General features: G+C 71.9%; 10 protein-coding genes. 7 read left to right on the top strand and 3 right to left on the bottom strand.

Annotation, left to right across the window (positions count from 1 at the left end):
- The first annotated feature begins 116 nt into the window (after positions 1-116).
- From ACIPSA_RS18830 to ACIPSA_RS18855, 6 genes are all read left to right on the top strand, one after another.
- A complete protein-coding gene (locus ACIPSA_RS18830) occupies positions 117-788 on the top strand; it encodes a succinate dehydrogenase (RefSeq protein ID WP_402636675.1) in 672 nt (223 codons plus the stop codon).
- A 2-nt stretch (positions 789-790) separates the two neighbouring features.
- Positions 791-2,737 carry a fumarate reductase/succinate dehydrogenase flavoprotein subunit gene (locus tag ACIPSA_RS18835; RefSeq protein WP_402635904.1) on the top strand — a complete coding sequence of 649 codons (1,947 nt, stop codon included), beginning with the start codon at positions 791-793 and terminating at the stop codon, positions 2,735-2,737.
- Positions 2,734-3,483, top strand: a complete 750-nt coding sequence (locus ACIPSA_RS18840) for a succinate dehydrogenase/fumarate reductase iron-sulfur subunit (protein WP_402635907.1) — start codon at positions 2,734-2,736, stop codon at positions 3,481-3,483. The genes ACIPSA_RS18835 and ACIPSA_RS18840 overlap by 4 nt, the downstream gene beginning before the upstream one ends.
- 100 nt (positions 3,484-3,583) lie before the next feature.
- A complete protein-coding gene (locus tag ACIPSA_RS18845; protein WP_402635910.1) occupies positions 3,584-4,612 on the top strand; it encodes a hypothetical protein in 1,029 nt (342 codons plus the stop codon).
- Positions 4,613-4,768: 156 nt separating this feature from the next.
- Complete coding sequence (locus ACIPSA_RS18850; protein ID WP_402635913.1) at positions 4,769-5,551, top strand: GNAT family N-acetyltransferase; 783 nt, start codon at positions 4,769-4,771, stop codon at positions 5,549-5,551.
- Entirely contained in the window at positions 5,551-6,396 is an 846-nt protein-coding gene (locus ACIPSA_RS18855; protein ID WP_402635916.1) for a lysophospholipid acyltransferase family protein, read from the top strand. Before ACIPSA_RS18850 ends, ACIPSA_RS18855 begins: the two co-directional genes overlap by 1 nt.
- Before the next feature lie 18 nt (positions 6,397-6,414).
- Here ACIPSA_RS18855 and ACIPSA_RS18860 read toward each other — a convergent pair whose 3' ends face one another.
- Positions 6,415-8,748 (bottom strand): ATP-binding cassette domain-containing protein, encoded by a 2,334-nt coding sequence (locus tag ACIPSA_RS18860; RefSeq protein ID WP_402635919.1) that lies wholly within the window; start codon positions 8,746-8,748, stop codon positions 6,415-6,417.
- An 89-nt stretch (positions 8,749-8,837) separates the two neighbouring features.
- Complete coding sequence (locus tag ACIPSA_RS18865; RefSeq protein WP_402635922.1) at positions 8,838-9,029, bottom strand: antitoxin; 192 nt, start codon at positions 9,027-9,029, stop codon at positions 8,838-8,840.
- 175 nt (positions 9,030-9,204) lie between these two features.
- Here ACIPSA_RS18865 and ACIPSA_RS18870 point away from each other — a divergent pair, with 175 nt between their 5' ends.
- Positions 9,205-11,676, top strand: coding sequence for an ATP-dependent Clp protease ATP-binding subunit (locus ACIPSA_RS18870; RefSeq protein WP_402635925.1), 2,472 nt, complete (start codon positions 9,205-9,207; stop codon positions 11,674-11,676).
- A 36-nt stretch (positions 11,677-11,712) separates the two neighbouring features.
- On the opposite strand, the gene ACIPSA_RS18875 is transcribed toward ACIPSA_RS18870, so the two are convergent.
- The gene (locus tag ACIPSA_RS18875; RefSeq protein ID WP_402635928.1) at positions 11,713-12,726 is read right to left on the bottom strand and encodes an LLM class flavin-dependent oxidoreductase; all 1,014 of its coding nucleotides are present in this window, start codon (positions 12,724-12,726) and stop codon (positions 11,713-11,715) included.
- Positions 12,727-12,791 lie beyond the last annotated feature (65 nt).

Consider the following 12,791-nt stretch of genomic DNA (forward strand, 5'->3'; position numbering starts at 1 on the left):
ACATGATAGCTGCCGCCTATGGAATCCAGCTGGACCATGTCTTGGACCGATCAGGACCTTCGGCCCTAGCGTTCTGACTCATGGCTCTGGCAACGCGGACGGACCGACGGCCGTCCATGGCACACACCGTGTGGGACTCCACCGTCGGCAAGAAGACAGTAATGGCGGTCAGCGGCCTGATCATGCTGCTGTACCTGGTCGCGCACATGATCGGGAACCTGAAGATCTACTTCGGGGCGGGCGAGTTCAACCACTATGCCCACTGGCTGCGCACCGTCGGTGAACCGTTCATGCACTATGAGTGGACCCTGTGGCTCATCCGCGTCGTCCTGGTCGTCGCCGTGGTCGCCCATGCCACGTCCGCCTACCAGCTCAGCCGCCGTGACATCCGGGCACGTCCCAGCAAGTACGTGCACAGGAAGCCACGGGCGAGCTACGCCACGCGCACCATGCGCTGGGGCGGGATCATCCTGGGCCTGTTCGTCGTCTGGCACCTCCTGGACCTGACCACCGGCACCGTGCACTCCGGTGGCTTCCAGGAGGGCCACCCGTACCAGAACGTCGTGGACACCTTCTCCACCTGGTACGGCGACGTCATCTACATCGTCGCGATGCTCGCGCTCGGCCTGCACATCAGGCACGGGTTCTGGAGCGCCGCACAGACCCTCGGCGCCGGCAGCCGCAGCCGCGACCGCGCCCTGAAGACCGTCGCCAATGTACTGGCGCTACTGCTCACCGCCGGCTTCATCGCCGTACCCGTGGGCGTCATGACCGGAGTGGTGAGCTGACCATGACCTACACCGACTACACGACCGGTGAGCCGGTCACCGACGCCAAGGCACCCTCCGGCCCGGTCGACGAGCGCTGGGACAAGCGCCGTTTCGAGGCCAAGCTGGTGAACCCGGCCAACCGCCGCAAGCACACGGTGATCGTCGTCGGCACCGGCCTCGCGGGCGGCTCCGCGGGCGCCACCCTCGCCGAACAGGGCTACCACGTCGTCCAGTTCTGCTACCAGGACTCCCCGCGCCGTGCCCACTCCATCGCGGCGCAGGGCGGCATCAACGCGGCGAAGAACTACCGCAACGACGGCGACTCCGTGCACCGGCTGTTCTACGACACCGTCAAGGGCGGCGACTTCCGGGCGCGCGAGTCCAACGTCCACCGGCTGGCGCAGATCTCGGTCGAGATCATCGACCAGTGCGTGGCGCAGGGCGTGCCCTTCGCGCGCGAGTACGGCGGCCTGCTCGACACCCGTTCCTTCGGCGGCGTCCAGGTCTCGCGCACGTTCTACGCCCGCGGTCAGACGGGCCAGCAGCTGCTGCTCGGCGCCTACCAGGCGCTGTCCCGGCAGATCGCGGCCGGGAACGTGGAGCTGCACCCGCGCACCGAGATGCTCGACCTGATCGTCATCGACGGACGGGCGCGCGGGATCGTCGCGCGGGACCTGATCACGGGCAGGATCGACACGTACTTCGCGGACGCCGTCGTACTCGCCAGCGGCGGTTACGGCAATGTCTTCTACCTGTCGACGAACGCCATGAACTCCAACGCCACCGCGATCTGGCGGGCCCACCGGCGGGGCGCGTACTTCGCCAACCCCTGCTTCACGCAGATCCACCCCACCTGTATCCCGCGCACCGGCGACCACCAGTCCAAGCTCACCCTGATGAGCGAGTCGCTGCGCAACGACGGGCGGATCTGGGTGCCGAAGGCCAAGGGCGACACCCGGCCGCCGGACAGGATCCCCGAGGACGAGCGCGACTACTACCTGGAGCGCATCTACCCGTCCTTCGGCAACCTGGTCCCGCGCGACATCGCCTCCCGCGCCGCGAAGAACGTCTGCGACGAGGGCAGGGGAGTGGGCCCCGGCGGGCAGGGCGTCTACCTGGACTTCGCCGACGCGATCGAGCGGATGGGCCGGGGGGCCGTCGAGGCCAAGTACGGCAACCTCTTCGACATGTACCAGCGGATCACCGACGAGGATCCGTACGAGGTGCCGATGCGGATCTACCCCGCCGTGCACTACACGATGGGCGGCCTCTGGGTCGACTACGACCTGCAGACCACCGTGCCGGGCCTGTTCGCGATCGGCGAGGCCAACTTCTCCGACCACGGCGCCAACCGGCTCGGTGCCTCCGCGCTGATGCAGGGCCTGGCCGACGGCTACTTCGTCCTGCCGGCCACCATCAACGACTACCTGGCCCGCAACCCGCACCAGGAGGCGGTCACGGCCGAACACCCCGCCGTCCAGGAGGTGCTGGCTCAGACCGAGGACCGGATCGGCCTGCTCCTGGCCGTCGACGGCGACCGCACCCCCGACTCCTTCCACCGCGAACTCGGCGAGCTGATGTGGGAGTTCTGCGGCATGGCGCGGAGCGGCGCCGGACTGCGCAAGGCCCTTGAGCGCATCCCGCAGATCCGCGAGGAGTTCTGGCGGCGGATCAAGGTGCCGGGGACCGGCGAGGAGTTCAACCAGTCCCTGGAGAAGGCGAACCGCATCGTCGACTACCTGGAACTCGCCGAGCTGATGTGCCTCGACGCGCTGCACCGCGCCGAGTCCTGCGGCGGCCACTTCCGTGAGGAGTCCCAGACGCCGGACGGCGAGGCCGCCCGCAGGGACGACGAGTTCTCCTACGCGGCCGCCTGGGAGTTCACGGGTACGGGCGAGGCCCCGACCCTGCACAAGGAAGACCTGGTCTTCGAGTACGTCCACCCCACCCAGCGGAGCTACGCATGAAGCTCAACCTGCGCGTCTGGCGGCAGAAGAACGCCGACGCCGAAGGCGCCATGTCCACGTACGAGGTGGACGGCATCTCCTCCGACATGTCCTTCCTGGAGATGCTCGACACGCTCAACGAGGAACTCATCCTCAGGGGCGAGGACCCGGTCGCCTTCGACCACGACTGCCGCGAGGGCATCTGCGGCGCCTGTTCGCTCGTCATCAACGGCGACGCGCACGGCCCCGAGCGCACCACCACCTGCCAGTTGCACATGCGGTCCTTCAAGGACGGCGACACCATCGACGTCGAGCCGTGGCGGGCGGCCGCCTTCCCGGTGGTCAAGGACCTGGTCGTCGACCGGTCCGCGTTCGACCGGATCATCCAGGCCGGCGGCTACATCACCGCGCCCACCGGCTCCGCGCCGGAGGCGCATGCCACCCCGGTGCCGAAGCCGGACGCCGACTTCGCGTTCGAGCACGCGGAGTGCATCGGATGCGGGGCGTGTGTGGCCGCGTGCCCGAACGGCGCGGCGATGCTGTTCACTTCCGCCAAGGTCAACCACCTCAACGTCCTGCCGCAGGGGGCGCCCGAGCGGGAGACACGGGTGCTCGACATGGTGGCGCAGATGGACGCGGAGGGGTTCGGCGGCTGCACGCTCACGGGGGAGTGCGCCACCGCCTGCCCCAAGGGCATTCCGCTGGTGTCCATCACGAGCATGAACAAGGAGTGGCTGCGGGCCACCCGCAAGGCGGCCAAGCGGTAGGGCTGTTGATCGTTCGCCGGCAGGGTGCGGACGGGCGGGGCCGGGAGTGGTGCTCATCCCCGGTCCCGCCAGGCACCCCGGCCGTCGGTAGGCTGCGCGCATGATCTTCGAGAACAACGGGAGGGAGCGGTTCCTCGAAGCCGTCACGGACTTCGAGGCCGCTGTGCACGACCGGGACGTCGACCGTTCCGAGCGCGCGTTCGGGGAGCTGTACCGGTACTTCGGCCAGGCCGGGGAGCAGGAGGTCGGCCGGGCGGCGCCGCGGCTGGCGGCACTGCTGCCCGAGGTGCCCCCGGGCCCGCGCGGCACCGTGGCCGTGATCGTCGGCGCCTGTGTGGAGCGCGGCGCCGACGCGGTGCCCTGCGCGCCGCACGTGTTCGCCGAACTCGCCGAGACGCTCGCCGCCGCCGGGGAGTTCTGCGAACGCTGGGAGGAGACCGGCGGAGGGGAGTTCCCCGATCCGGACGGCGATGAGCCGGACCCGTCGCTCTTCGAGCGCGTCGGGCCGGAGGCGGCCCTGGCGTGGCTGACGCTGCCCCAGTGGGAGATGGCGTCCGTCGCCATGCTCAACCACGCCGCGGTGCGCACCGCCCTCGACGGCGCCCTGCGCGACCGGCTGCTGCGGGCCGCGCGGACCGTCGAGGAGGCGTCCGGTCACGACTTCAAGTGCCTGACCTACGCCCTGCTGGTCCTCGACGACGAACCGCTGATCGTGCTGCACCGCCCGACCGGCACCGGCTACGCGATGCGGATGGGCGGCATCGGCGACAACTTCCAGCTGCACACCCTGCTCGCCGACGTCCTCGCCGGCGGCGGCCGCATACCCGGCCGGGCCCCGTCCGCGCAGGAGGCGGCCGTGTGCCGGGACCAGCCCGGGCAGGTGCACACCACCGGGTCCTTCAACCTCGTGACCCCGGCCGGGGAATGGGTGTGGAACGAGGGGACGCCCAGCGACATCCCCGTCGTCGACGGAGTCCGGCTGCTCGTGCTCGACCCGCCGCCCTACGAGCGCAGCTGGCCCGCGGGCCGGTTCTTCCCGAACATGCGGGGCGACCTCGTCCTGGAGCGCGTACTGGACGCCGAGGAGGCCGGGCGCCTGCTCGCCGGGTGCGTCACGAAGGACGGCTGACCGGTCGGGGACCCCGGCGTTCAACATCCCCACATCCACTCTCCTGGCACAGGTCATGTGCAGGCCAACCGGCATCGGAAGAACAGGAGCGGCGGGCCGTACGCAACCGGCCCGCCCTCTTACCCCGCCGAACCGGCCGATGACCAGGAGAGAGCCATGACCGGCGTTTCCACCCTCGACCGTCCCCCGCAGCCCGCGGCACCCACCCGCTACACCGTCACCCTCGCCCGTGACGAGGCCGACGTGCGTGCCGCGCAGCGGCTGCGGCACGACGTGTTCGCCGGGGAGATGGGCGCCCTGCTGTCGAGCCCGCAGCCGGGGTACGACATCGACCCCTTCGACGCCTACTGCGACCACCTGCTCGTGCGCGACACCGTGACCGGGCAGGTCGTCGGCACCTACCGGCTGCTGCCGCCCGACCGGGCCGCGGTCGCCGGACGACTCTACTCGGAGGGCGAGTTCGACCTGGCCCCGCTCGAACCGATCCGCCCCGGCCTGGTCGAGGTCGGCCGCTCCTGCGTGCACCCCGACCACCGCGACGGCGCGGTCATCGGCCTGATCTGGGCCGGTATCGCCCGCTACATGGTGGACCGCGGCCACGAGTGGCTGGCGGGCTGCTGCTCCATCCCGCTCGCCGACGGCGGCGCCCTGGCCTCCGCCACCTGGGAGCGGGTGCGCGGCAAGCACCTGGCCCCGGAGGAGTTCCGGGTACGGCCGCTGCTGCCCTGGATCCCGGACCAGCAGGCCACACAGGCCACACCGCCGGCCCGGACCGAGCTGCCCGCCCTCCTGCGTGGCTACCTGCGCCTGGGCGCCTGGGTCTGTGCCGAGCCCGCGCACGACCCGGACTTCGGGGTCGCCGACCTGTACGTGCTGCTGTCGATGCGCCGGGTCAACCCGCGCTATCTGCGGCACTTCCTCTCGCTCGTCCCGGCCTGATGAGCGTGTGGCTGCCGAGCGCGCCCTGCACCCCGGGGGCGTGCGTGGAGCCGACGGGGTCCGTGACGGCCGCACCACGCGCCGTGCTGCGGCTGACGGGTGTCACGCTCCTGGTCCTGACCGGGATCGTGCTGATCCCGATCGGCGGGCGCATACCCGCCGGACTGGTCGGACGGTGGTGCCGGGCGATCGTGCGGGCCGCCGGGGTCCGGATCCGCCTGACCGGCGCCGCCGCACCCACGGGCGGACTGCTCCTGGTGGCCAACCACGTCTCCTGGCTGGACATCCCCCTGCTGGCCGCCGTGCGGCCGGCCCGGATGCTCGCCAAGACGGAGATCCGCCAGTGGCCCGTGGCCGGGGCACTGGCGGCACGGGCCGGGGTCCTGTTCATAGAGCGCGACCGGCTGCGCGCGCTCCCGGACACGGTCGCCCGCATCGCGCACACCCTGCGCCAGGGCGCCGCGGTCGTCGCCTTCCCCGAGGGCAGCACCTGGTGCGGCCGCGCCCAGGGCCATTTCCACCGGGCCGTCTTCCAGGCCGCGCTCGACGCCGGGGTCCCCGTCCAGCCGGTGCGCCTGCGCTACCGGCTGGCGGGGGGAGCGGCCAGTACCGCGCCCGCGTTCGTCGGCGAGGACACGTTGCTCGCCTCGCTGTGGCGGGTGGCGTCGGCGCGCGGACTGGTGGCCGAGGTGGAGGTACGGCCGGTGATCCCGCCGGGCACCCACCCCGACCGCCGCTCCCTCGCCCGCGCCGCCGAGCCGGCCGCGCACGGGCCCGCCCGGACGCACGCGGCCCTGGTGACGCCCGGGGCGGCACTCGGTGACCGTTCTCCGAGCGCAGCCTGAGCAGGGAGGTCCGCAAGATCACCCGGAGAGCGCCCGCCGCAGATACCGTGCCGTCGCGCTCCCCTCCGCCCGCGCCACCTCGCCCGGTGTCCCCTCCGCCACGATCCGTCCGCCCGCCTCGCCGCCGCCCGGCCCCAGGTCGATCACCCAGTCGGCGCCCGCCACCACCGCCATGTCGTGCTCGACGACCACCACCGTGTGCCCGGCGTCCACCAGCCCGTGCAGCTGGCGCATCAGCACCTCGACGTCGGCCGGGTGGAGGCCGGTCGTCGGCTCGTCGAGGAGATAGAGGGTGTGGCCGCGCCGGCCGCGCTGCAGCTCGCCGGCCAGCTTGATGCGCTGGGCCTCCCCGCCGGACAGCTCGGTCGCGGGCTGCCCGAGCCGCAGATAGCCGAGCCCCACGTCGAGCAGCGCGCCCAGGCTCCGGGCCACGGCCGGGGTGTCCGCGAAGAACTCCGCCGCGCCCTGCACCGTCAGGTCCAGCACCTGGGCGATGTTCCGTCCCCGGTACGTCACTTCGAGCGTCTCGGGGCGGTAGCGCGCCCCGCCGCAGTCCGGGCACGGCGCGTAGGTGCTCGGCAGGAAGAGCAGCTCGACACTGACGAACCCCTCGCCCTGGCAGGTCTCGCAGCGCCCGCCCGCGACATTGAAGGAGAACCGCCCCACGCCGTAACCCCGTTCGCGGGCCTCTTCGGTGGCCGCGAACACCTTGCGTACGACGTCGAACAGACCCGTGTAGGTGGCCAGGTTGGAGCGGGGGGTGCGTCCGATCGGCTTCTGGTCGACCGAGACCAGCCGGCCGACCCCGGCCGGCTCCTCCGTGATCTCGCCGATGAGCGTCGACTTCCCGGAGCCGGACACGCCGGTGACCGCGGTCAGCACGCCGAGCGGGAACTCGGCCGTCACCCCGCGCAGGTTGTGCCGGGTCACCGGGCCGACCCGCAACCGGCCGCGCGGCGCACGGACCTCACGGGCCGGCGCGGGGGAGCGGTCGAACAGGAAGCGGGCCGTCGCCGACCCGGCGACCGACGCCAGCTCCGGCACCGGTCCGCTGTGCAGTACCTGCCCGCCGTGCTCGCCCGCGCGCGGGCCCACGTCCACCAGCCAGTCGGCGCCGCGCACCACGTCCAGGTGGTGCTCCACCACGAACACCGAGTTGCCCGCCGCCTTCAGCCGCGCCAGCACCGTGAGCAGGGCCTCCGTGTCCGCCGGGTGCAGACCGGCCGACGGCTCGTCGAGGACGTACACCACACCGAACAGACCGGACCTCAACTGGGTGGCGAGCCGCAGCCGTTGCAGCTCGCCCGCGGACAGGGTGGGCGCCGCGCGGTCGAGGCCGAGGTAGCCGAGGCCGAGCTCGACGACCGGCGCGATCCGGGATCTGAGGTCCTCGGTGAGGACGCGGGCGGTCTCCGACGTGCCCCGCAGCAGGCCGGCCAGCTCGGCCAGCGGCAGCGCGGCCAGCTCCGCGATCGTACGGCCCGCGAAGGTCACCGCCAGTGCCTCGGGCCGCAGCCTGCTGCCGCCGCACGCCGGACAGGGCGCGCTGGTCAGGAAGCGCTCCGCCTTCGCCCGCAGGGTCGGGCTCCTGGAGTCCGAGAAGGTCTTCATCACATACCGGTGGGCGCTCATGTACGTGCCCTGGTACGGCCGTTGGATGCGGTCGGCGTCGCGCACCGGATGCACCGTGACGACCGGCTGCTCGTCCGTGAACAGGATCCACCGCCGCTGTTCGGCGGGGAGTTCGCGCCACGGCCGGTCCACGTCGTACCCGAGGGCGTCGAGGATGTCGCGCAGGTTCTTGCCCTGCCAGGCGCCCGGCCAGGCGGCGATCGCTCCCTCACGGACCGACAGCGACGGGTCGGGGACCAGCAGTTCCTCGGTCGTTCGGTGCACCTGCCCGAGACCGTGGCACTCGGGGCAGGCCCCTGCCGCCGTGTTGGGGGAGAAGGCGTCGGAGTCGAGCCGTTCGGCGCCCGGCGGATAGTCGCCGGCGCGCGAGAACAGCATGCGCAGGGAGTTGGACAGGTTGGTGACCGTGCCGACCGAGGAGCGCGAGGTCGGCGACGAGCGTCGCTGCTGGAGCGAGACCGCGGGCGGCAGCCCGGTGATCTCCCCGACCTTCGGAGCCCCGACCTGGTGGATCAGACGCCGGGCGTAGGGCGCCACCGACTCGAAGTAGCGCCGCTGCGCCTCCGCGTAGATCGTGCCGAACGCCAGCGACGACTTCCCGGAGCCGGACACCCCGCTGAACACGACCAGCACGTCCCGGGGGACGTCCACGTCCACGCCCTTGAGGTTGTGCTCGCGGGCGCCCCGGACACGGACGTACGGGTCGTGGGGACTGTGCATCGGGGAACTCCGTACGGGCCGGGCCTACCGGGCGGGGACAAACCCCGCGATTCTAGCCCGGTGTCCGTCGCACCCCGCCTGACCAGCGGTTACGGGTGCGGCGGGTAGTCCCGCTCCTGGCTTCCGAGCTCGTCCTTCAGCTTTTGCTGGGCGGTGTCGACCTGGGACCTGTACTTGCCCTGGGTCTTCTCGTCGACGTAGTCGCCGCCCTTGTCGACGGCCTTGCCCGCCTGCTCCTCGTGGCCCTTCAGCATGCCCTTGATCTTGTCCTTGAAGGACATGGCAGTCCTCCTCGCCGATAGAGGTTCCGTCTCCCAGCCTCCGTGGCCGGGGCGTGGTTCGCATCTCGGCACTGGTGTCCCTGTGCGAGCGTGCCCTGTTTGTGCCAGTTTGGAAGGCGCGGCACGCCCGACACCCCAGACGCGGCACGCCCGACGCTCCAGAAAGGCCCGTTTCATGACTACACCCGGTTTCGGTTTCGGACGCAGCCCCTTCGAAGAGTTCGACGACCTCATGAACCGCTTCTTCGGCGGGGCCGGTCCGGTCTCGCACGCCCGGCGGGTGCAGACCGTGGACATCGGCAGCCTGCTCTCCGAGCGGGCCCGTGAGCTGGTTGCCGACGCGAGGGACATTGCCGCCACGGAAGGCGGCGACGACGTCGACGCCCGGCATCTGCTGGCTGCCGCCACCCGGCACGATTCGACCCGGCGCCTGCTCATCGACGCGGGCGCGGACCCCGACCGGATCCGGGAGCGGCTCATTATCGGCGCGGAAGGCGCCCAGCGGAGCGAGCCCGCCACCCTCACCCCGGCCGCCAAGCGCGCCCTGCTGGACGCCTACCAGATCTCCCGCGCCGAGGACGCCTCCTACATCGGGCCCGAACATCTGCTGCGGGCGCTCGCCGCGAACCCGGAGTCGGCGGCCGGGCGGGAGCTCGCCGAGAGCGGCTGGGAGGCGACCCGGATGCCCACGGAGGCGGCGGGGGAGCACAAGAAGCCCAGCAGCACGCCGACCATCGACGAGTACGGCCGCGACCTCACCGAGGACGCCCGTGCCGGGCGCCTCGACCCCGTGATCGGCCGGGACGAGGAGGTCGAGCAGACCATCGAGGTCCTCTCCCGGCGCAGCAAGAACAACCCGGTTCTCATCGGCGACCCGGGCGTCGGCAAGACCGCCATCGTCGAGGGCATCGCCCAGCGCATCGCCGCGGGTGACGTGCCCAGGACCCTGGAGGGCAAGCGGCTGGTCGCCCTGGACCTGGCCGCGATGGTGGCCGGAACCAAGTACCGGGGCGAGTTCGAGGAGCGGCTGAAGAAACTGCTCGACGAGGTGGCCGAGCACGGCGACGAACTGGTGCTGTTCCTGGACGAGATGCACACCGTCGTCGGCGCCGGCGCGGGCGGCGAGGGCGCCATGGACGCGGGCAACATGCTCAAGCCCGCCCTGGCCCGCGGCCAGCTGCACCTCATCGGCGCGACGACCGTCGACGAGTACCGCAGGCACATCGAGAAGGACGCGGCGCTGGAGCGCCGCTTCGCCCCCATCCTGGTCGGCGAGCCGACCGTCGACGACACCATCGAGATCCTGCGCGGCCTGCGCGACCGCTACGAGGCCCACCACCAGGTCCGCATCACCGACGAGGCGGTCGTCGCCTCGGCCGAGCTGTCCGACCGCTACATCACCTCCCGCTTCCTGCCGGACAAGGCCATCGACCTGATGGACCAGGCCGCCGCCCGGGTCCGGCTGCGCGACAAGACCCCGGTGGCCGACATCCGGGAGATCGAGGACCGGATCGCCGCCCTGAACCGGGAGAAGGACCAGGCGGTGGCCGACGAGGAGTACGAGCGCGCCAGGGAACTGCGCGACCGGATCAAGGAGGCCGAGGGGCAGCGGGCCGACATGGGCAGGGCGGACAAGCACGCGCCCAGGGTCACCGCCGAGGACATCGCCGAGGTCGTCTCCCGCACCACCGGCATCCCCGTCGCCCAGCTCACCGAGGAGGAGCGCGAGCGGCTGATGAAGCTGGAGGAGCACCTCCACGAGCGGGTCGTCGGCCAGGACGAGGCGATCACCGCCGTCGCGCGGGCCGTCCGCCGTGCGCGCGCCGGCATGAGCGACCCCAACCGCCCGGTCGGCAGCTTCCTGTTCCTGGGGCCCACGGGCGTCGGCAAGACAGAACTCGCCCGCGCCCTCGCGGCCGCCCTGTTCGGCGACGAGACCCGCATGATCCGCCTGGACATGAGCGAGTTCCAGGAGCGGCACACCGTCTCCCGGCTGGTCGGGGCGCCTCCCGGATACGTCGGCCACGAGGAGGCCGGCCAGCTCACCGAGGCCGTGCGCAGGCAGCCGTACGCCGTGCTGCTGCTCGACGAGGTCGAGAAGGCGCACCCGGACGTCTTCAACACCCTGCTGCAACTGCTCGACGACGGCCGCCTCACCGACTCGCAGGGGCGCACGGTGGACTTCAAGAACACCGTCGTGATCATGACGTCGAACATCGGCGCCGACCGGATCCTGGCCGCCGGCACCGAGGACTACACCAAGGTCCGCGAAGCCGTCATGCCCGCACTCCAGCAGCACTTCCGGCCCGAGTTCCTCAACCGCATCGACGAGATCATCGTCTTCCGCGGCCTGGACCGCACCCAGTTGCGCCAGATCGTCGACCTGCTGCTGGAACACACCCGGCGCCGCCTGACCGCCCAGGACGTCACGATGGAGGTCACCGAAGCGGCCGCCGACCTGCTCGCGCACATCGGCCACCAGCCCGAGTTCGGCGCCCGCCCGCTGCGCCGCACCATCCAGCGCGAGGTCGACGACCGCCTCGCCGACCTGCTCCTGTCCGGTCAGCTGAACGCGGGCGACCGGGCCGTGGTGGACGCCGCGGACGGGGCGATCACGATCCGGACGGAACAGGCGGCCGCCGTCTGAGGACTGCGGGAGCGGTCAGGGGCCGAAGCGTCACGGTCACTCGGTGTTCCTCGCCCGGCCCACGATCGCGGCCAGCCGTCGGTAGGAGTCCAGCAGCGCCGATCGGTCGTATGTGCTGGTCGTGACGAGGATCTCCTGTGCGCCGGTGTCCTTCAGCACCATCTCCAGCTCGTCGGCCACCTGCTCCTCGGTGCCCGCGATGTGCCCGGTCAGGCCGGACTGGTAGAAGCCGCGCTCCTTCGCGGTCGACGTACGGGCCTCGGCCCGCTCGGCGGGCGGCAGGGGCGGGAAGGTGCCGTGGGTGCGCGCGTGGGCCATGGACCAGGCCTCCGGGACCAGCAGCCGCCGGGCCTCCTCGGGTGTGGCGGCCACCGCGACGGTGCCGGAGACGACGACGTACGGCTCCGACGCCCAGGGCGAGGGCCGGAAGCGGTCCCGGTAGTGGTCGATGCCGCGCAGCATCTTCTCCCGGTTGCGCAGGTCGCCGATGACCATGGGCAGCCCGGCGCGGGCCGCGATCCCCGCGCCCTCGCCCATGGCCAGCACGAACGGCGGCACGCGCAGCCCCTCGGCCGGACGCGCGTGCACCCCGGTCGGGGAGGTCCCCTCGAACCAGCCCAGCAACTCGTCGAGCTGGGCCGCGAAGTCCTCCGCGTCGTCCTTGCCGCGTCCCAGCGCCCTGCGCACCCCGTCGGTGAAGCCCACCGAGCGGCCCAGGCCCATGTCGATCCGCCCCGGGAACAGAGACTCCAGCACCCCGAACTGTTCGGCCACGACCAGTGGCCGGTGGTTGGGCAGCATCACGCCGCCGGTGCCGACCCGGATCGTGCGCGTGGCGCCCGCCACGGCGGCGGCCAGCACGGTCGGCGCGGACCCGGCGACACCGGGTACGCCGTGGTGTTCGGAGACCCAGAAGCGGTGATATCCGAGCGCCTCCAGCTGCCGCGCCAGCGCGACGGTGTCCCGCAGCGCCTCGGCGTGCGTGTGGCCCTCCCGGGTGCGGGAGCGGTCGAGGACGGAGAAGGGGGTCGTCGCGACGGCGGAGCTCATAGGGGGTACAACACCGCAGCGCCCGCGGGATTCCGCACGGCGCGATGCCGCGGCGATACGTCAAG

Origin of the sequence: Streptomyces sp. NPDC086549 (assembly GCF_044746205.1) — a bacterium.
GTDB lineage: Bacteria > Actinomycetota > Actinomycetes > Streptomycetales > Streptomycetaceae > Streptomyces.

What these genes read in the sequence shown, in the direction of transcription:
- ACIPSA_RS18875 (WP_402635928.1), bottom strand. Translation starts at nt 12,726, where the DNA reads ATGAGCTCCGCCGTCGCGACGACCCCCTTCTCCGTCCTCGACCGCTCC.
- ACIPSA_RS18850 (WP_402635913.1), top strand. Translation starts at nt 4,769, where the DNA reads ATGACCGGCGTTTCCACCCTCGACCGTCCCCCGCAGCCCGCGGCACCC.
- ACIPSA_RS18845 (WP_402635910.1), top strand. Translation starts at nt 3,584, where the DNA reads ATGATCTTCGAGAACAACGGGAGGGAGCGGTTCCTCGAAGCCGTCACG.
- ACIPSA_RS18830 (WP_402636675.1), top strand. Translation starts at nt 117, where the DNA reads ATGGCACACACCGTGTGGGACTCCACCGTCGGCAAGAAGACAGTAATG.
- ACIPSA_RS18835 (WP_402635904.1), top strand. Translation starts at nt 791, where the DNA reads ATGACCTACACCGACTACACGACCGGTGAGCCGGTCACCGACGCCAAG.
- ACIPSA_RS18870 (WP_402635925.1), top strand. Translation starts at nt 9,205, where the DNA reads ATGACTACACCCGGTTTCGGTTTCGGACGCAGCCCCTTCGAAGAGTTC.
- ACIPSA_RS18860 (WP_402635919.1), bottom strand. Translation starts at nt 8,748, where the DNA reads ATGCACAGTCCCCACGACCCGTACGTCCGTGTCCGGGGCGCCCGCGAG.
- ACIPSA_RS18865 (WP_402635922.1), bottom strand. Translation starts at nt 9,029, where the DNA reads ATGTCCTTCAAGGACAAGATCAAGGGCATGCTGAAGGGCCACGAGGAG.
- ACIPSA_RS18855 (WP_402635916.1), top strand. Translation starts at nt 5,551, where the DNA reads ATGAGCGTGTGGCTGCCGAGCGCGCCCTGCACCCCGGGGGCGTGCGTG.
- ACIPSA_RS18840 (WP_402635907.1), top strand. Translation starts at nt 2,734, where the DNA reads ATGAAGCTCAACCTGCGCGTCTGGCGGCAGAAGAACGCCGACGCCGAA.